The following is a 19,060-nucleotide window of genomic DNA, read 5'->3' as shown; positions in this document are numbered from 1 at the left end:
CTCAGAGCTCCCAGAGGAACCGACCGTGATCAAGTTGGCCCCCGAACTGCCGATCGAGGTGGATGCCGAGACCGGCGTCTGGACCTCCGACGCCCTGCCGATGCTCTACGTGCCCCGGCACTTCTTCATCAACAATCACGTGGCGGTGGAGGAGGCGCTGGGGGCGGAGCAGTACGCCGAGATCCTCTATCACGCCGGCTATAAGAGCGCCTGGCACTGGTGCGAGCAGGAGGCCGCGTTGCATGGCATCACAGGCGAGGCGGTGTTCACGCATTACATGACCCGCCTGTCCCAGCGTGGCTGGGGCAGGTTCATCATCGAGGCCATCGATCTGGGCGCCGGCACCTGCCGCGTGCGCCTCGAGCACAGCGCCTTCGTCTATCAGCTCGGCAAGGTCGGGCGCCGGGTCGAGTACATGTTCACCGGCTGGTTCGCCGGCGCCATGAATCAGATCCTCGACGCCCGCGGCAGCGCCCTGCGCACCGTCGCCGAGCAGGTCCAGAGCGCGGCCGAGGATGGCTGCGAGGTGGGCGTCTTCGTCACCCGGCCGCTCGCTTCCCGTTCGCTCGACAATCCCCGGGTCTGAGGAGTCACCACCATGGCATTCGACGCACTCTTCGAGCCGATCCAGATCGGCAAGCTGACCATCCGCAATCGCGTCGTCAGCACCGCCCATGCCGAGGTCTATGCCACCGACGGCGGCATGACCACCGAGCGCTACGTCCGCTACTACGAGGAGAAGGCCAAGGGCGGTTGCGGCCTCGCCATCTGCGGCGGCTCCTCGGTGGTCTCCATTGACAGCCCCCAGGCCTGGTGGAGCTCGGTGAATCTCTCGACCGACCGGATCATCCCGCACTTCCAGAACCTCGCCGATGCCGTGCACGAGCACGGCGGCAAGATCATGATCCAGATCACTCATATGGGCCGGCGCTCGCGCTGGGACGGCCACGACTGGCCGAGCCTGATGTCGCCCTCCGGCATCCGTGAGCCGGTGCATCGATCGACCTGCAAGACCATCGAGGAAGAGGAGATCTGGCGCATCATCGGTGACTTCGCCCAGGCGGCGCGCCGGGCCAAGGAGGGTGGCCTGGATGGCGTCGAATTGTCCGCCGTGCACCAGCACCTGATTGACCAGTTCTGGAGCCCGCGGGTCAACAAGCGGACCGACGAGTGGGGCGGCAGCTTCGAGGGTCGCATGAAGTTCGGCCTGGAGGTGCTCAAGGCGGTGCGCGCCGAGGTCGGTGACGACTTCGTGGTCGGCATGCGCATCTGCGGCGACGAGTTCCATCCGGATGGTCTGACCCATGAGGACATGAAGCAGATCGCCGCCTACTACGATGCCACCGGCCAGGTGGACTTCTTCGGCGTGGTCGGCTCGGGCTGCGACACCCACAACAGCCTCGCCAATGTCATCCCCAACATGTCCTACCCGCCGGAGCCCTTCCTGCACCTGGCAGCGGGCATCAAGGAAGTGGTCTCGGTCCCGGTGATCCACGCCCAGAACATCAAGGACCCCAATCAGGCGCAACGCATCCTCGAGGGGGGTTACGTGGACCTGGTCGGTATGACCCGCGCCCACATCGCCGACCCTCACCTGATCGCCAAGATCAAGATGGGCCAGATCGACCAGATCAAGCAGTGCGTCGGCGCCAACTACTGCATCGACCGCCAGTATCAAGGCCTCGACGTGCTGTGCATCCAGAACGCCGCCACCTCCCGGGAGTACCTGGGCCTGCCGCATATCATCGACAAGAGCGAGGGGCCCCGGCGCCGGGTGGTGGTGGTCGGCGGCGGGCCCGCCGGCATGGAGGCCGCCCGAGTCAGTGCCGAGCGGGGCCACGAGGTGACCCTGTTCGAGGCCAGGGAGGCGCTCGGCGGCCAGATCACCATCGCCGCCAAGGCGCCGCAGCGCGACCAGATCGCCGGCATCACCCGCTGGTTTCAGCTCGAGCTGGATCGCCTCGGGGTCGACCTGCGCCTGGGTACCCGAGCCGATGAGGCGACCCTTCATGACCTGCGCGCGGATATCGTGATCCTCGCCGTGGGTGGCCGCCCCTTCCTCGAACAGGTCCCCGCCTGGGGCCATGTCGCGACGGACGATGACGAGAACGGCGAGAGCCTGGTCGTCTCCACCTGGGACATTCTCGAGGGTCGGGTCGCGCCGGGCAAGAACGTGCTGATCTATGACGCCATCTGCGAGTTCGCCGGGGTCTCGGCGGCGGACTTCCTCGCCGACAAGGGCGCCAGGGTCGAGATCGTCACCGACGACATCAAGCCCGGCGCCGCGGTGGGCGGCACCACCTTCCCGACCTACTACCGCAGCCTCTACGAGAAGGAGGTGATCATGACCTCCGACCTGGCGCTGCATAGGGTCTACCGGGAGGGCGAGTCCCTGGTGGCGGTGCTCGAGAACGAGTACACCGGCGTTCAGGAGGAACGGGTGGTCGATCAGGTGGTGGTCGAGAACGGCGTGCGCCCCGACGAGGCGCTCTACTACGCCCTCAAGCCGCAATCGCTGAACAAGGGGCAGATCGACATCGAGGCGCTCTATGCCATCCAGCCGCAGCCCTGTCTGAGCCGGCTCGATGAAGAGCGCGCGGGCGGCGACTTCCTGCTGTTCCGGCTGGGGGACTGCAACGCGCCCCGCAACATTCATGCGGCGATCTACGACGCCCTTCGGCTGTGCAAGGACTTTTAGGCGCCCGAGTCGGTCCTTCCGCCTCAAGCCACGCCGATCTCAACGTCACGATAGCGAGGTGAGCGAGATGCTCGATACCCTCCTGCCGATACTGCTTTTCTCCGCGCTGGTGCTGGCGGGGATCGGGGCGGTGCGCCGCATACGCCTGTGGCGCCAGGGCCGCCGGGAGGGCCCGCCCCTGGGGCTTAGCGGCGTGCTGCGGGCCCTGTCGACCGTGCCCCGGCGCTACATGGTCGACCTGCACCATGTAGTGGCCCGCGACCGCTACATCGCCCATACCCACGTCGCCACCGCCGGCGGCTTCGTTGCCGCCATGCTGCTGGCGGTGCCGGTGCATGGCCTGGGGCTCGACAGCCCCTGGCTCGGCGGGCCGCTGCTGGTAGCCAGCGGCACCATGTTCGTTGGCAGCCTCTTCGTGGCGCGCCGGCGCCGCCGTCCGCCGGCCCGGCTCTCCAGGGGCGCCTTTCAGCGCCTGCCGAAGAGCCTGATGGCCTTCTCGCTGAGCTTCTTCCTGATCACCCTGCCGGTGGTCGGCGTCGTTCCGGCGGCCGTGTTGACAGAATGGGGTGGCTGGCTGCTGGGGCTGGTGCTGGCCGCCGGCATCGTCTGGGGCCTCGCCGAGCTTCTCCTCGGAATGACCTGGGGCGGGCCGATGAAGCACGCCTTCGCCGGCGCCCTGCATCTGGCCTTCCACCGCCGCGGCGAGCGCTTCTCCAGCGCCCGGGGCGAGGGCGTGCGCTCCACCGGCCTCAAGCCGCTGGATCTCGACGATCCGACCGCCAAGCTCGGCGTCGAGACCCCGGCCGACTTCATCTGGACCCAGCGGCTGGGCTTCGATGCCTGCGTACAGTGCGGGCGTTGCGAGGCGGTCTGCCCGGCCTTCGCCGCCGGGCAGCCGCTCAACCCCAAGAAGCTGATCCAGGACATGGTGATCGGCATGACCGGTGGCAGCGACGCCGCTTATGCCGGCAGTCCCCACCCTTCACAAGGGCGTGAGGGAAATTCGCCGGGCGAGCATCAGGGTAACCCCCATGGACCCATCGTGGCTCGCGAAGGAAAGGCCCTGGTGGACGCCGAAACCCTGTGGTCCTGCACCACCTGCCGGGCCTGCGTCGAGGAATGCCCGATGATGATCGAGCACGTCGATGCCATCGTCGATATGCGCCGCTTCCTGACCCTGGAGCACGGCAACACCCCGGGCAAGGGCGCCGAGGTGCTCGACAACCTGATCGCCACCGACAATCCCGGCGGCTTCGCCCCCGGCTCGCGTCTTCACTGGGCGGCGGATCTGAACCTGCCGCAAATGAGTGAGGTGGACGAGGCCGAGGTGCTGCTGTGGCTAGGCGATGGCGCCTTCGACATGCGCAACCAGCGCACCCTGCGCGCCCTGGTGAAGGTGCTGCGCTCAGCCGAGGTGGACTTCGCGGTGCTCGGCGATGAGGAACGCGACAGCGGCGACGTGGCCAGGCGTCTGGGCGACGAGGCCACCTTCCAGTCATTGGCCCGCCGCAACATCGCCACGCTCTCCAAGTATCGTTTCCGGCGCATCGTCACCTGCGACCCCCACAGCTTCCATGTACTGGGCAACGAGTACGGGGCGCTGGGGGGCGACTACCGGGTTCAGCATCACTCGACCTTCATCGCCGAGCTGTATGACATCGGTCGGCTTTCCTTCGCGCCCTGGAGGGGTGGTCGCGTGACCTATCACGATCCCTGTTATCTCGGTCGTTACAACGGCGAGTTCGAGGCGCCGCGCCGGGTGCTCAAGGCTCTCGGCATCGAGGTCGTCGAGATGGCCCGCTCGGGCTTCCGCTCACGCTGCTGTGGCGGCGGCGGCGGGGCGCCGATCACCGACGTGCCCGGCAAGCAGCGGATTCCCGACATGCGCATGCAGGATGTCGGCGAGACCGGCGCCGAGCTGGTGGCCGTGAGCTGCCCGCAGTGCACCGCCATGCTGGAGGGGGTGGTGGACGCGACCGCCGAGGTACGCGATATCGCCGAGCTGGTGGCCGATGCCCTGGCGGAGGTACTCCCCAGTGGCGAGGCACCGTCGCAGCGGCACCAGACCGTGGAGGTGATGTGATGAGCGAGATCAAGCGTCGCGATCCGCGTCAGGAGTGGATCACCCGGAATCGCCTGCACCCCTTGCATCTGGAAGTGCTGGCGACTTTAGGGGGAGCCTCGCCCAGCGAGTGGCTGGGTCCCAACGGCCTCAAGCGCAAGGATCCGCGGGCGGTGGGGTTCCTCGGCCCCCACGGCGTGAAGCGCATCGATCGCAGCGGAGGCCAGCAGGGCGCGAGGGAGGCGGACCGCCCCGGCGTCGGTGTCGCACGCAAGCCGCTGATCGAAATCGCCGTGCCGGCCTTCCTGGTCGCGGTGGTGCCGGACATGAGCGGCGGGCACCTGTCGTCCCATGACCGGGACCTGCTGGGGTTGGCGCGCCGGCTCGCCGATGCCGATCCGGCCACGCCGGGCGCGGTGGCGGTGGTGACGTTCGGGCCGGGCCCTGAGACGCTCGCCGAGGCCGGCGCCGACCGGCTGCTCGAGCTCGAGGCGCTCGAGGACTTCGACCCCGAGCGACGCCTGGTGCTGCTCGAGGCCGTCGAGCGGGAACTGGCGCCGCGGCACTGGCTGCTGCCGGACTCGGTCCTTGGCGGCGGCGATCTGGGACGGCGGTTGGCGGCCAGGCTCGGCGAGCGGCCGGCAACTGGAGTGTGGCAGCTCGCCCGGGATGACGAGGCGCCGCTGGGCTGGCTGGGCACCGCGCGTGCCGCCGCCGGTCGACAGGATCTGATCCGGCCGTTGCCGCGTCTCGTTCTGGCGCTCGAGGAGTGCGCCGAGCCGGTCAGCGAGACCCGCCATGCCGCCACGCCGCTGGCGCTATCTCGGTCCGCTACGGTGCTGGACGCAGGCGCCTCGCGGATCGAGGACCTAGGGCCGGTGGCGGTGGATCCTGCAGGGGTGGCGCTCGCCGAGGCCGAGTTCATCCTCTCCGCCGGCAACGGCGTGCGGGACTGGGATGGCTTCCACGAGGCCGCTCGGGTGCTCGGCGCCACCGAGGGGGCATCCCGGGTCGCCGTCGACGATGGCCATATGCCGCGCCATCGTCAGGTCGGCGCCACCGGCACCTGGGTCACCGCCCGGGTCTATCTCGCGGTGGGCATCAGCGGCGCCATCCAGCACCTGCAGGGTATCCAGTCCTGCGACAAGGTGATCGCGATCAACCTGGACCCGGGCTGTGACATGATCAAACGCGCCGACCTGGCCGTGATCGGCGATGCGGCCGAGATCCTCGCGGCGCTGGTCGCGCGGGTGCGCGTGAGCCGCGATCCGGCATTGCCCGAGGAGGAGGCGACGTCCCCACAAGGCGTCGCGGCCTCGTCCGCGACAGGCACCACCGGCCCATCTTCGTCCCGCCAGGAGGCCCGCCATGTCGCCTGATCGTCACGCACCCGATGGGCATCGGTCCTCGTCGCCGGCCGCGGCCCAGGCCTCCTCACAGGAGACCCCGGCGTTGGAGGTGGTGGCGCTGGTCTCCATCGGACGCCACCCGCTGACCGCCCGGGAGCGGCGCGCCGACCGCGACGCCCGCGGCGTGGAGCTGGCGCTGTCACTGCACGGGGCTCAGACCCGCCTTTTGCATGCTGGGCAGTGGGATGAGCGCGGCGAAGCCGCCCTGCGCGGCTACCTGGGCATGGGGTTCGAGACCCTGACGCTGCTCGATCAGCCGCCCGGCAGCGATGTCAGCGTGGCCCTGGGCGAGGTGCTGGAGGACTGGGCGCCGCAGCTGGTGATTGCCGGTGAGCGGGCCGAGCAGGGCGAGGGCTCTGGCATGCTGCCGTATTTGCTCGCGGAGCGGCTGGGCTGGCCGCTGGTGCAGGGGGTGGCCGGGGTCGAAGCCATCGAGGAGGGCGTGGCCACGCTGCTGCAGGCGCTGCCGCGAGGACAGCGTCGACGGCTCAAGGTGCGCTTGCCCGCCATCGTCACCGTCGACAGTGCTGCGCCCGCGGCACGCCAGAGTGCCTATGGGCCGGCGCGGCGTGGCGGCTGCGAGTCGCTGGTGGCGGATGCCTGCCCGGATGGCCTGGAGACCATTGGCGAAGTCCAGCCGGCCCGCAAGCGGCCCAAGCGGCTCAAGATCGTCAAGGCCAGCTCGGCCCGGGAGCGTTTCAAGGCCGCGGCCGCCAAGGCCGAGGGAGCCGGCGGGCAGGTACTCACCGACATCACTCCGGAGGCCGGCGCCGAGGCGATCCATGCGCTGCTGCGCGAGGTTGGGGTGCTGCGCTGACGAGAGTTCAGGCTGTCTCGACCCGGTTGCGCCCCGCCGACTTGGCGACAAACAGAGCCCTGTCGGCTTCTTCCATCAGGGCCTGTTGGGGCTGTGCCCGGTAGGCGGCGAGGCCGGCCGAGAAGGTGATGCTCAGGCGCTTGGGGGTGAGGAGGCGCTGGGCCAGCCGTTCCTGCAGGCGTTCGACGGCGTGCCGGGCGCCATGCGGATCGATACCCGGCATGATCAGCAGGAACTCTTCGCCGCCCAGCCGCACCGGAATGTCGCTATCGCGCAGCCATTCAGCGAAGGAGGCGCTGACCTCGCGCAGGACCTGATCACCGGTGGCATGGCCATAGCGGTCGTTGACCGCCTTGAAGTGATCCAGGTCGAGGATCGCGAGCGACAGTGGCGTGCCATAGCGATCGCTGCGGTGGCACTCCTGGCCGAGCCGGTCCAGGCCGGCGCGGCGGTTGTAGAGGCCGCTGAGGTCATCATGGGTGGCTAGATAGGTCAGCCGCCCGTTCATGGCCTCAAGCTCCTCCTCCATGCGCTTGCGCTCGGTGATATCGAGCACGAAGCTGACCTTGTACGGCCGGCCGTTCTCACTCTCGAGGCGCACCGCGTTGACCAGTACGGTGAGACGCGCACCGCTCTGGTGGATGATGCGTCGCTCGTCGCTGAGTTGCAGCGGGTCATCGCTCTCGAACAGCGCCCGGTGCTGGGCGATGATCCTGGCATGGTCGGCGGGCTCGCACAGCCGCGTCAGGTGACTGCCCTCGAGTTCCTCGCGGCGATAGCCATAGAGCGCGCACAGGGCCGGATTGACCCGCTCGTAATAGCCATTACGGTCGATCATGGCGATGCCCAGGGGGGCGGCCTCGATCACCTGCTCGGTGTCGTTACGTCGCTCGCCCAGTCGCTCGCCCCAGGCCTTGAGATCATCACGCTCGGTCATGCGGTTCCTTTCAGGAGTGGGAGGCGGTCCGGCGATAGGGCGTCAGGCGCTCGGCGAGTTGTGGATGCAAGGCTTCCAGGGCGGGCCGGGCGAAGAAGAAGCCCTGCTGGAGGAATATACCCTGATCGCGCAGCCATAACGCCTCCGCCTCCCGCTCGATGCCCTCGGCCACCAGCTGGATCTCGAGCTCGGCGGCCAATCTGATCACCCCCCGCACGATGGCCTGACGGCGCCGATCCCGATCGCAGTCGCGCACCAGTTCCCGATCGAGCTTGAGGGTATCCGGCTGCAGGTCGGTGAGCAGATCGAGGTTGGCATAGCCGGTGCCGAAGTCATCCAGCGCCGTGGTGAATCCCATCGCCCGATAGGCATCGATGATACTGCGCAGGTGCTGGCGATCCTTGACCCGTTCGGTCTCGGTGATCTCGAAGTTGATGCGCTCGATGGGCCAGCCCACCCGCTCGCAGACCTCCAGGGTCGCCTGAATGCAGGCCTCCGGCTCGTAGACGGCATTGGGCAGGAAGTTGATCGACAGCGGCTCACGCATGCCCAGGTGGCTGGCCAGTTCGATGGCCTTGACCCGGCAGGCCTGGTCGAAGCGATACATGAGCCTGTCCGTGACCTGGTTGATCACGCTGCCCGCCGACTCGCCCTGAGGACCACGTACCAGGGCCTCATAGGCGCGGATGCCCCCGGCCTCCAGGTCGACAATCGGCTGGAAGGCCATCGTGAAGTCGAAGGGGAGGGGCGTGTCGCAGCGGCCACAGGCGTGGTCATGTCTCGCGCATCTTGCCATCTTGTCATCCTTGTCGGCATGGATCGGCCTGGCATCACGGCACAGGCATGAAGTGTCTCTGGGCAGGGCGGGCTCGAGTCGCGCAGGCCTGCGGGAAGCAGACCGCTGAGATGGTTAATCGGCAATCTGTCCGGCGACTTGATGTCGGGACCCTCTTCTTTCATTCTTTCGCTCCACGACAGCTTGCATTCCCCAGCCGCTTGCTCGCCTTCCTGCACCGGTGAGACTCGCTCCCTGCCGGTCGGCCACTGGCGTCGAGGCCATCAGCGGACCCTGTCTGCCCTCGTCTTTTGGTCGTAGGAAGGGGCGGCTCCTCGAGGGTTTCATACCGGAAAAGATTTCCAACTTCCCTGTGCTGGCGATGCCTGGCGCAATGGTCGAACCAATCCTAACGATCATGAGCGTTTATGTAATGTTTTATGGCGCTATGGCGAGACTGTCGATATTCGCTAGCTTGAAAGCGTAAGAGAGCGACGGCGGTATTGGCCTCGAGGCCCGATGATCCCGCCGATCGGCGTGTCTCGTCTCCAGACGAGAACCATGGATATCCATAACAACAAGCGCTCCATCTCGCCCGTCCGGGGCGGGAGGCCATCTCAGGAGTTCATGCCATGCAAGACGACAAGCATTCTTCTCGCCGCGCCTCATCGGCCGACACCTTTACCAGCGTCCCGGCCAGTCGCCGTAGCTTCCTGAAGACGGCTGCGCTCGGTTCCGCCGCCGCCGCGGCGGCCCCCTGGATCGGCAATACCCAGGCACAGGAGGGGATTCGCATTCGCATGCAGTCTTCCTGGCCGCCGGGCACCCCGGGTTATCGCATCTTCGAGGAGTGGGCCAAGGGGGTCGTCGAGGCGACCAGCGGTGAAGTGAGCATCGAGCCCTTCCCTGCGGGGGCCGTGGCCGGTGCCTTCGAGGTCGCCGATGCGGTGCGTAACGGCGTACTGGATGGGCAGAACTGGTTCACCGTCTACTGGCCGGGCAAGATGCCCGCCGGCGTGTTCCTGACCGCCTATCCGATGGGCCTGTCGATGCCCCATCAGTGGGACATCATGTTCGGTGCCTACGGAGGTTTCGACCTCGCCAAGGACCTGTACCGCAAGCAGGGCCAGGAGCTGCTGGGCTATGTCCACCATGACATGAACCTGATCCACTCCAAGAAACCGTTGCGCAGCTTCGATGACTTCCAGGGGATCAAGCTGCGCATGCCGGGTGGCATCGTTGCCGAGACCTTCGCCGCGGCCGGCGCTCGCACCACCCTGCTGCCAGGCTCCGAGGTGTATCCGGCGCTGGAGAAGGGCACCATCGACGCCGCCGACTACACGGGCGCGGCCAACAACTACGAGCTGGGGTTCTGGCAAGTCGCCGACTACATCATCATGGGCCCGCCCTCCACGCCCTGCCTGCACCAGGCGGTCGACCTCATGGATATCTCGGTCAACCGCCGCGTGTTCGAACGCATGTCTCCCCAGGTCCAGGATCTGATGCACGACCTGGTGGCCGCCTACTCCCGGGAGCACTACGCGGCGATCCAGAAGGCCAACGCCGAGGCCTGGCCGAAGTACAAGGAGAAGGGCGTCGAGGTCATCCACCTCACGGAAAACGATGCCGACCGCTTCCGTGAGATTGCCGTGCCGCTGTGGTTCAAGTGGGCCAACAAGGACAAGGACGCGGCTCGTCTCTTCAAGGCGCATCTGGACACCATGATGGATCCGGCGGTGGCGCTGATCACGCCGGAAGACATCAAGGACTACGAGCTCAACCTGTAAGCCTGGTCTGCCCCACCATGCCGGGTGTTGTGATCTGCGGGCCGCACCATCCGGCATGGGGAGAAGGATCACTGTCTGTCCCGCATCCCCTAGACTCGATGTTCCGTTGCCATCGGCGGGAGCTGATGGTATCGCGGAGGAGTGCCCATGACTCTTGAGATCAATTTTGTCCTGCCGCACTGGCTCTACTGGTCGGTGCTTGGGTTGCTGCCACTGGTGGTGATGTTCTTCGTCGACCGCAGCTTCCGCCGCGGGGCCCGCGTCGATGGCGGGGACACCGCCGAAGTGCCCGCCGGAGAAGGACAAGGGGGCGATATCCCCTACCGGCCCCCCGGCAACCTGTTCACGACACTCGTCGACCGGCTGTCCGGGTTTTCCGGGCGCTATGTGGCCTACTGGGCGCTGATTGCACCCTTCGCTTTCGCCTACGAGGTGCTGCTGCGCTATGCCTTCAACTCGCCGACCAACTGGGTGCACGAGTCGATGACGCTGATGTTCGGCATGCAGTACCTGGTGGCGGGTGCCTTTGCCCTGCGCGAGGGCGGGCATGTGCGCGTCGATATCCTCTACCAGCGCGCCAGGCCGGTGAACAAGGCGGCGCTGGACGTGATGACCTCGGTGTTCTTCTTCATCTTCACCATCGCCCTGATGGTGACCGGCTGGAAGTTCTTCTCCCAGTCGGTGAGCGATGAGTACTTCTTCGGCTCGAGCTATGCCAACGAGACCTCCTTCACCGAATGGGCGATCCAGTTCTACCCGGTCAAGTTCATGCTCTTCTTCGGTGCCTTGCTGCTGCTGCTGCAGGGCTTCGGCCAGCTGATCCGTGACGTTCAGTCCCTGCGCCATCACTGGCGGCTGCACCAAGGCAGTCGCACCTTCGCCCGGGTGATGCTGCTGCTCGCCGTGCTCCTGGGAGGCTGGACCCTGTTCGAGATGGTCAACGTCGCGGTGACCGACTATGAAAGCCTGCCGTTCAGCCTAGAGAATAGCCTGAGCACCGTCGGCATCGGTAGCCTGACGCTGGTGATGTTTGGTGCCCTGATGGTGGTGCTGGTAGCGGGCCTGCCGCTGGCCTTCGTCACCGGTGGCCTGGGGGTGGTCTTCCTCTATCTGGTCGGCGATCAGTTCATGTTGAACCTGATGCCGTCACGCATCTTCCCGATGATGACCAACTACCAGCTGTCGGCCATTCCACTGTTCATCTTCATGGCCTCGGTCCTGGAGAAGGCCGGCATCATCGAGGAGCTATTCGACGTCGTCTACAAGTGGATGGGCGGGCTGAAGGCGGGGCTGGCCATCGCCACCGTCATCGCCTCTACCCTGCTGGCCGCCATGGTGGGCGTCATCGGGGCCGCCGTGGTTACCATGGGGCTGATCGCCCTGCCGGCGATGCTCAAGCGAAACTACAACCCGGAGATCGCCATCGGCTCGATTATGGCGGGAGGGACGCTCGGGATTCTGATCCCGCCGTCGATCCTTGCCATCATCTACGGCGTCATCGCCCAGCAGTCGGTGGGCGAGCTGTACCTGGGCTCGCTGATTCCCGGCCTGCTACTGGCCTTCATGTACGGTTTCTACTGCTGGCTGCGCGGCACCCTGAATATCGAGCTGGCGCCGCCGATGCCGGTCGAGGACCGGGTCGACATGCAGGAGAAGCTGCGCCTGCTGCGCAACATGCTGGCGCCGATCATCCTGGTGATCCTGGTGCTCGGCATCATCTTCACCGGCATCGCCACGCCGGTGGAGGCGGCCGGCGTCGGCACCTTCGGCTCCCTGATCGTGGCCGCCATGCATCGGCGCCTGACCTGGCCGAACCTGCATGCCGCCTGCATGACCACCCTGGTCGCCTCGGCGATGGTGATGTGGATCATCTTCGGGGCCAGCATCTTCGTCGGCTTCTATATCCTGCAGGGGGGGCAGACCTTCGTGCAGGAACTGATCTCCGGCGCCGGCCTCGGCCCCTATGCGGTGCTGGCGCTGATGATGGTGCTGCTGGTGGCGCTGGGCATGTTCCTCGACTGGGTCGGCATCCTGCTGCTGGCCGTGCCGATCTTCGTGCCGCTGATCCAGGGGCTCTCCTTCGATGGCGTGTTCGGCCTGCCCGGGGTGGCTCCGGCGGATGTCTCGCTGTGGTTCGGCGTCATCTACCTGGTCAACATGCAGATGTCTTTCCTGAGCCCGCCCTTCGGCTATGCGCTGTTCTACATCAAGGGGGTGTGTCCGCCGCACATCACCATGGCGCAGATCTTCCGCTCGTCCTTTCCGTTCCTCGGCATCCAGGCGCTGGGGCTGCTGCTGGTCATCCTCTTCCCGGCCCTGGTCACCTGGTTGCCCAACCTGGCCTATGGCTAAGCGCTATGGCTAAGCGCTATGGCTAAGAACTATGACTCAGTGCCTCGATGATCCTCGCCAGGCGGCGGCCTGGCGACCCGCAGCGAAGGGTGGCCGGGCCCTGTACCCGGCCATGTGTCGTTGCGGCGCCTTTGGTGGTGGATGCCTGTTGTTGCAAATCATTACATGGAACAGTTGAACGCCACCGGCCCCCTGTCGTCCCATGGGGGCCACATCCACAGCATTTCCCTGGAGGTATTTCTAGATGCAACGCCTGACTGCCCTGCTGACGGCCGCGCTGCTGAGCGCCGGTATCCTGTCCACTCCTGCCATGGCGCAGGAAGACGCCGCCGCCGAGGCGGCACAAGCCCAGGCCGCCGCACCGGCTACCGATTTCTCCGATGAGACGCTTCAGCAGTTCGCCGATGCCTCCCAGGAAATTGCCAGCGTGTCTCGCGAGTACACCGAGCGTCTGCAGGGTGCCGAGGACGAGGCCGCCAAGCAGAAGATCCGCATGGAGGCCAATGAGGAGATGGTCACCATCGTCGAGGACAGCGGTCTCGAGGTCAGCACCTTCAACGCCATCGGTCAGGCCATCCAGCAGGACCCGGCGCTGATGCAGCGGGTTCAGGCCATGGTCCAGCAGCCGGCCGAGTGATGCCCGACACCGGCCACCTTGCGCCGGTCATGTCATGGATGAGGCCACCTTCGGGTGGCCTTCTTCATGTCCGGAAGGCAGAGGGCAGGGCGGCCCTTTACAGGCCCTGACGGGCGTTGGAGACTTGAGTCTGCAAGATACCCTTATTCAATCTAGACCCCCGGGGCGAGGCAGAGCATGGACGTGGAACTGTTGGATATCCGCCAGCATATGGTGGGCAATCCGCCCTTCGATACGCTCAGCGATGACCTGCTCGATGAGGTGGCCGCGGCGGTCGAGGTCGGCTATTTCCGTGCCGGCACCATGATCTGCGAGGACGGCCAGCCGACCAAGGATCTGTACTACATCCGCAGCGGCGCCGTGGAGGTCTACCGGCGCAACGGAGAGTTGTTCAATCGCTTCGGCGAAGGCGACATCTTCGGCTACTTCGACCTGCTCAGGAATCAGCGGGTCCGCTTCCCGGTCAAGGCGATCGAGGACACTCTGGTCTATTTCATCCCCGACGAGCTGTTTCGTCGTCTCTGCGACGAGGACGAGCAGTTTGCCGACTTCGTCGAGGTGGGGCGCCCGCGACTAGAGACGACGGTGGACCATCAGCACCACGACAACACCATGATGACGACCCGGGTGCGCAAGCTGATCTCGCGTCTGCCGGTGATGATCGAGGCCGACGCCACCATTCAGACGGCCGCCGCCACCATGTGCGATGAGAACGTGTCCTCGGTGCTGGTACTGAGCGCCGAGGAAGAGGCCTCATCGCGCACCTTCGTGTTGGGCGACGGCAAGCAGTGGCGCACCCTGGGCATCCTGACCGACCAGGACCTGCGTACCCGAGTGCTGGCCGCCGGGCTCGATGCGGCCATGCCGGTCGCCGAGGTCGTGACGCGAGAGCTGATCGCCATCCAGTCCGACGAATCGGTGCATGAGGCGATGCTGTGCATGCTGCGCAACAATATTCATCACCTGCCGGTGCTGCATCGCCGCCGTCCGGTCGGGGTGCTGCACCTTTCCGACATCATCCGCTACGAGACCAACAGCAGCCTCTATCTGGTCGGCAACATCTACAGCCAGAGCAGCCTCAAGGGCCTGGAACGGCTGGAGGCCGACGTGCGACGCAGCTTCGTCGGCCTGATCGAGGACGGTGCCAACTCGCAGATGGTCGGCAGTGCCCTGTCCACCATCGGCCGCAGTTTCACTCGCCGGCTGATCGAGCTGGCCGAGGAAGAGCTGGGACCGCCGCCGGTGCCCTACTGCTTCATGGTGATGGGCTCGATGGCGCGCAACGAGCAGGCCATCGTCACCGACCAGGACAATGCCCTGGTGCTGGATGACAGCTTCGATCACGAGCGCCACGACGCCTATTTCCTGGCACTGGCGCAGCGGATCAGCGATGGCCTGGATGCCTGCGGCTATACCTACTGCAAGGGCGATATCATGGCCACCAACCCACGCTGGCGGCAGCCACTGCGGGTGTGGAAGCAGTACTTCCATGACTGGATCGCGGACCCCAATCCGGAGCGCCTGCTGCACAGCTCGATCTTCTTCGATCTGGATCACGTCTACGGCGAGGAGGACTTCGTCGAAGAGCTTCAGGACCTGGTCGCCGATCAGGCCTCGCAGAGCCCGCGGTTCCTGGCCGCCATGGCGCGCAATGCCCTCAATCGTACGCCGCCCCTGGGCTTCTTCCGCACCTTCGTGATGGAGAAGGACGGCAAGCAGAACAACTCGATCAACCTGAAGCGCCGCGGCACGGCGCCGCTGGTGGACCTGATCCGCGTGCATGCGCTGGCCTGCGGGTCACGGGCGCAGAATTCCTTCGACCGGCTCGATGACATCGCCAAGACGCAGCTGCTGGTCGGGCGTTCCAGCGAGCGGATCCGCTATGCCTTGGAATTCATCTCCATGGTGCGTATCCGTCATCAGGTCATCGATATCCAGGAGGAGCGGGAGCCGGACAACAACATCGAACCGGAAAACGTCTCCGACACCGAGCGTCATAACCTCAAGGATGCCTTCCAGGTGCTGAGTAACGCCCAGAAGTTCCTGAAGTTCCGTTATCCCCTGCCCTCCTAGGGCCCAACGCTGGCGCAGGCTCATGCACAAGCTTCCCTTTGGCACCCCCCATCATGGCCAGAACGCCTGGCCCGACTATCTGGCCGACCGCGCCGGTCGGGTTCGGGATCCTGCGCTCAAGCGCTTCTTCGGTGCCTACGACCTCGACCCGGCGATGCCGATCGGCGAGGTACCGCTGGTGGCGCTGGACCTGGAGACCACCGGCCTCGACGAGCGGCGTCATGCCATCGTCAGCGTCGGTCTGGTGCCCTTTACCCAGCAGCGTATCCAGCTGCCCAGGCGCCGCTACTGGGTCGTCAAGCCGCCACGGCCGCTGAGCCAGCGCTCCATCACCTTTCATCGCATCACCCACTCCGAGATCGCCGAGGCACCGGACCTGGACGAGATCCTCGATGAGCTGTTCGAGGCCCTGGCCGGGCGGCTGGTGGTGGTGCATTACCGCCATATCGAGCGGCCCTTCCTGGATGCGGCGGTGAAGGCGCGACGCGGCGAGGGAATGCGCTTTCCGGTGATCGATACCATGTCGCTGGAGGCGCAGCTGCACCGCCAGTCGCGCTGGGCCCGCTTCAAGCGCTGGATCGGTCGGCCGCCGGCCTCGATCCGTTTGCATGACAGCCGCCTGCGCTATGGCCTGCCGCCCTATCAGGGGCATCACGCCCTGGTCGATGCCCTGGCCACCGCGGAGCTCTTCCAGGCCCAGCTGGCGACCCACTTCGATCCTCAGGCGCCGCTGCATCGGTTCTGGCACTGACGCCTCCCGAGCACCGGCTCGAGTCGGCCGCCAGGCTGCCCAAGAAAAGCCCCGAAGCCCCTCCCGACGCAGAGCTGAACCTGAGCCCTGCACCAGGGCCCTGCATCAGAGCCCCGAAACGACCACGGGCGGCCCGATGGGCCGCCCGTGGCGAAGAGACAGAGCGCTCCCCCGGCGGCGCCGGGGGAGGCCAGGATCAGCTCCTGGGTTCAGACATCAGACCCTTGACGACGGCATAGCAGCCGACCAGCAGTACCAGGGTGAAGGGCAGGCCGGTGGAGACGGAGGCCGTCTGCAGGGCCGTCAGGCCGCCGCCCAGCAGCAGGGCGATGGCGATGGCGCCTTCGATGATCGCCCAGAAGATACGCTGGGGCTTGGGTGCATCCACCTTGCCGCCGGCGGTGATGGAGTCGATCACCAGCGAGCCAGAGTCGGAGGAGGTGACGAAGAACACGATCACCAGGATGATACCGACGAAGGAGGTGATGGCGGACAGTGGCAGCTCGGCCAGCATAGCGAACAGCTTGATCTCCAGCGCCGCGTCCTGAACGCCCTCGAAACCGTCGGAGACGAACTGATCGATGGCTGTGCCGCCGAAGGCGGTCATCCACAGCACCGAGACCAGGGTCGGCACCAGCAGCACGGCGGTCAGGAATTCACGCACCGAGCGGCCGCGGCTGACGCGGGCGATGAACATGCCGACGAACGGCGACCAGGAGATCCACCAGGCCCAGTAGAAGGCAGTCCAGCCCTGGCTGAAGTTGGCATCTTCACGACCGAACGGCATCGACAGGGCAGGCAGATTGACCGCGTAGGCGAACAGGTTCTCGAAGAAACCGGTGGCGATCATCAGGGTCGGACCGACGATGATCACGAACATCAGCAGCAGGAAGGCCAGCACCATGTTGAGCTGCGACAGACGCTGCACGCCCTTGTCGACACCCAGCACGATCGAGCACAGCGCCACGGCGGTGATGCCCATGATCAGCAGCACCATGGTGAGATCGCTGTTGGGGATGTCGAACAGATAGTTCAGGCCGGCGGCTGCCTGGGACGCACCGAGGCCGAGCGAGGTGGCCAGGCCGAACAGGGTGGCGAACACGGCAAGGATATCGATCGCATGGCCCGGCCAGCCCCAGACGCGCTCACCCAACACCGGGTAGAAGATCGAGCGCATGGTCAGCGGCAGGCCCTTGTTGAAGGAAAAGATCGCCAGGGCCAGGCCGACGATGGCGTAGGCGCCCCAGGGGTGCAGGCCCCAGTGGAAGATGGTCGCGGCCATGCCCAGCTTCTGGGCGGCAATCTCGTCACCGGCGGCGGCGCCCAGCGGCGCCCAGTCGGTGCGCACGCCATCCTCGCCCACTGAAGTGCCTCCCAGCGCGGTCGAGAAGTGCGACATGGGCTCGGAGACGCCATAGAACATCAGGCCGATGCCCATGCCGGCGGCGAACAGCATCGCGAACCAGCCCGCGTAGCTGAAGTCCGGCGTGGCATGAGCGCCACCGATGCGCACCTTGCCCAGCGGCGAGGCCACGATGCCCAGGCTGACCAGCACGAAGATGTTGCCACCCAGCAGGAATACCCAGCTCAGGTTGCCGGTGAGGAAGCTGAAGATGCTGTCGAAGATCGGCTCGATCTCGTTCTGCAGCGCCAGGGTCAGGATCACGAAGACCAGGATCAGCAGCGACGAGATGGTGAAGACCTTGCCGTGCAGGTCGACATCGAGGCCGAACTTGCGCGCGGTGACGTTATCCTGACCGATCACATAATCGGTATCGATCAGGTTGGCTGGGCCCTCCGGCGCGGGCACGCCTTCGGTGGATGCGGCTGGCGCATCACTGCCCGATTGGGGGGAGTGTTTTTCCACGGGGAAACCTCCGTTGATGAGACGAAAAAGTGCGTGACTGCTTCAGGCCGTCAGTCGCGATGGCGAACCAGGAAGACGGAAATGTCGGTATGCGCGGCGACCTTGTCACCGTTGGAGGGCATCACGGCATCGATACGATGCGGCAGGTGCGTGGCCATGACCACCAGATCGGCACCGGTGTCATGGATGGCCTGGATGATGGCGTCATCCATGTCGGCGATGGGGTCGGGGGAGGTGACGACCCTGGAACTGACGTCCTGGCCATGTAGCCGCCCCTGCTCCTGAGCGAAGGCCTCGAGCTTCCGGGCATACTCCTCCGGAGTCCTGGCGACCGAGCCGGGCGTAGTGGCCGTCACGCTGATGTAGCAGGTATCGGCCTGATACAGCTTGGCCAGATCCGCCGCCAGATCGAGCGAGGGCTTCAAGATCTCTTGGTGTGCCAGGTCCACGGGGACCATGATTTTCTTGAACATTTTCGTGACTCCTGGAGGTTGTTATTGAAGGTATTACCTCGATGTCGCGATGGGTTCGGCCTGAAAGACTCCTATAGTCTGATGATCTATAAGCTAAATTGCCAGTATCGTCCTCAACGTTGGGGGGGCTGAGCTCCCTAAGCATGGCACGTGGTTGGCCCGAGCAGTATCCGCCAGATGATGGCGACAGGGTGTCGTGTATACGACTCGAAGAGGCTCCCCGGACGGCGCGAGGTTGGCTAGGCTGAAACATGGAGCAGTCGGGGCGATATCTCGACCCCGATAGCGGACCAGGCGACGGACTTAGCCGAGAGCGACACCCGCATAGCTGCCCGCTCCAGTGCAGGACAGGCCGCCATTGTCGTCGTCATTGGCCGGTGCCACCATCACGGAAAAGCGTCGCGACGCCTTCAGGATCGCGA

The 19,060-nt window shown here is 65.8% G+C and carries 14 protein-coding genes; 10 read left to right on the top strand and 4 right to left on the bottom strand.

What is annotated here, in order from left to right:
* Window positions 1-25 precede the first annotated feature (25 nt).
* The 5 genes from IEJ03_RS12655 (at window position 26) to IEJ03_RS12635 (ending at window position 6,986) form a co-directional block, all read left to right on the top strand.
* Window positions 26-586 (top strand): DUF5943 domain-containing protein, encoded by a 561-nt coding sequence (locus IEJ03_RS12655; protein ID WP_192035198.1) that lies wholly within the window; start codon window positions 26-28, stop codon window positions 584-586.
* A gap of 12 nt (window positions 587-598) precedes the next feature.
* Window positions 599-2,698: a dimethylglycine demethylation protein DgcA gene (gene dgcA, locus IEJ03_RS12650; protein ID WP_192035197.1), complete on the top strand. Its 2,100-nt coding sequence runs from the start codon at window positions 599-601 to the stop codon at window positions 2,696-2,698.
* Window positions 2,699-2,765: 67 nt separating this feature from the next.
* The gene (locus IEJ03_RS12645; protein WP_192035196.1) at window positions 2,766-4,781 is read left to right on the top strand and encodes a (Fe-S)-binding protein; all 2,016 of its coding nucleotides are present in this window, start codon (window positions 2,766-2,768) and stop codon (window positions 4,779-4,781) included.
* Window positions 4,781-6,139, top strand: coding sequence for an electron transfer flavoprotein subunit alpha/FixB family protein (locus IEJ03_RS12640; protein WP_192035195.1), 1,359 nt, complete (start codon window positions 4,781-4,783; stop codon window positions 6,137-6,139). The genes IEJ03_RS12645 and IEJ03_RS12640 overlap by 1 nt, the downstream gene beginning before the upstream one ends.
* Window positions 6,129-6,986: an electron transfer flavoprotein subunit beta gene (locus tag IEJ03_RS12635; RefSeq protein ID WP_192035194.1), complete on the top strand. Its 858-nt coding sequence runs from the start codon at window positions 6,129-6,131 to the stop codon at window positions 6,984-6,986. The genes IEJ03_RS12640 and IEJ03_RS12635 overlap by 11 nt, the downstream gene beginning before the upstream one ends.
* A gap of 7 nt (window positions 6,987-6,993) precedes the next feature.
* Here the strand turns inward: IEJ03_RS12635 and IEJ03_RS12630 are convergent, their stop codons facing one another.
* Window positions 6,994-7,923: a sensor domain-containing diguanylate cyclase gene (locus tag IEJ03_RS12630; protein ID WP_192035193.1), complete on the bottom strand. Its 930-nt coding sequence runs from the start codon at window positions 7,921-7,923 to the stop codon at window positions 6,994-6,996.
* Window positions 7,924-7,933: 10 nt separating this feature from the next.
* Window positions 7,934-8,719, bottom strand: a complete 786-nt coding sequence (locus IEJ03_RS12625; RefSeq protein WP_192035192.1) for an EAL domain-containing protein — start codon at window positions 8,717-8,719, stop codon at window positions 7,934-7,936.
* 611 nt (window positions 8,720-9,330) lie between these two features.
* Between IEJ03_RS12625 and dctP the strand changes: the two genes are divergently transcribed.
* From dctP to IEJ03_RS12600, 5 genes are all read left to right on the top strand, one after another.
* Window positions 9,331-10,485: a TRAP transporter substrate-binding protein DctP gene (gene dctP, locus IEJ03_RS12620; protein WP_192035191.1), complete on the top strand. Its 1,155-nt coding sequence runs from the start codon at window positions 9,331-9,333 to the stop codon at window positions 10,483-10,485.
* Between the two features lie 147 nt (window positions 10,486-10,632).
* Window positions 10,633-12,837 carry a TRAP transporter large permease subunit gene (locus IEJ03_RS12615; protein WP_192035190.1) on the top strand — a complete coding sequence of 735 codons (2,205 nt, stop codon included), beginning with the start codon at window positions 10,633-10,635 and terminating at the stop codon, window positions 12,835-12,837.
* A gap of 244 nt (window positions 12,838-13,081) precedes the next feature.
* A complete protein-coding gene (locus tag IEJ03_RS12610) occupies window positions 13,082-13,474 on the top strand; it encodes a DUF4168 domain-containing protein (RefSeq protein WP_192035189.1) in 393 nt (130 codons plus the stop codon).
* Window positions 13,475-13,651: 177 nt separating this feature from the next.
* Window positions 13,652-15,547 carry a DUF294 nucleotidyltransferase-like domain-containing protein gene (locus IEJ03_RS12605; protein ID WP_192035188.1) on the top strand — a complete coding sequence of 632 codons (1,896 nt, stop codon included), beginning with the start codon at window positions 13,652-13,654 and terminating at the stop codon, window positions 15,545-15,547.
* A gap of 22 nt (window positions 15,548-15,569) precedes the next feature.
* Window positions 15,570-16,298: a 3'-5' exonuclease gene (locus IEJ03_RS12600; protein WP_192035187.1), complete on the top strand. Its 729-nt coding sequence runs from the start codon at window positions 15,570-15,572 to the stop codon at window positions 16,296-16,298.
* Window positions 16,299-16,494: 196 nt separating this feature from the next.
* Here IEJ03_RS12600 and IEJ03_RS12595 read toward each other — a convergent pair whose 3' ends face one another.
* The gene (locus tag IEJ03_RS12595) at window positions 16,495-18,165 is read right to left on the bottom strand and encodes a BCCT family transporter (protein WP_192035186.1); all 1,671 of its coding nucleotides are present in this window, start codon (window positions 18,163-18,165) and stop codon (window positions 16,495-16,497) included.
* Between the two features lie 50 nt (window positions 18,166-18,215).
* The gene (locus IEJ03_RS12590) at window positions 18,216-18,638 is read right to left on the bottom strand and encodes a universal stress protein (protein WP_192035185.1); all 423 of its coding nucleotides are present in this window, start codon (window positions 18,636-18,638) and stop codon (window positions 18,216-18,218) included.
* Window positions 18,639-19,060 lie beyond the last annotated feature (422 nt).

The organism is Halomonas sp. YLGW01 (assembly GCF_014840935.1).
In the GTDB taxonomy this organism is placed as follows: Bacteria; Pseudomonadota; Gammaproteobacteria; order Pseudomonadales; family Halomonadaceae; genus Onishia.
This window is presented reverse-complemented; position numbering and strand designations above follow the sequence as displayed.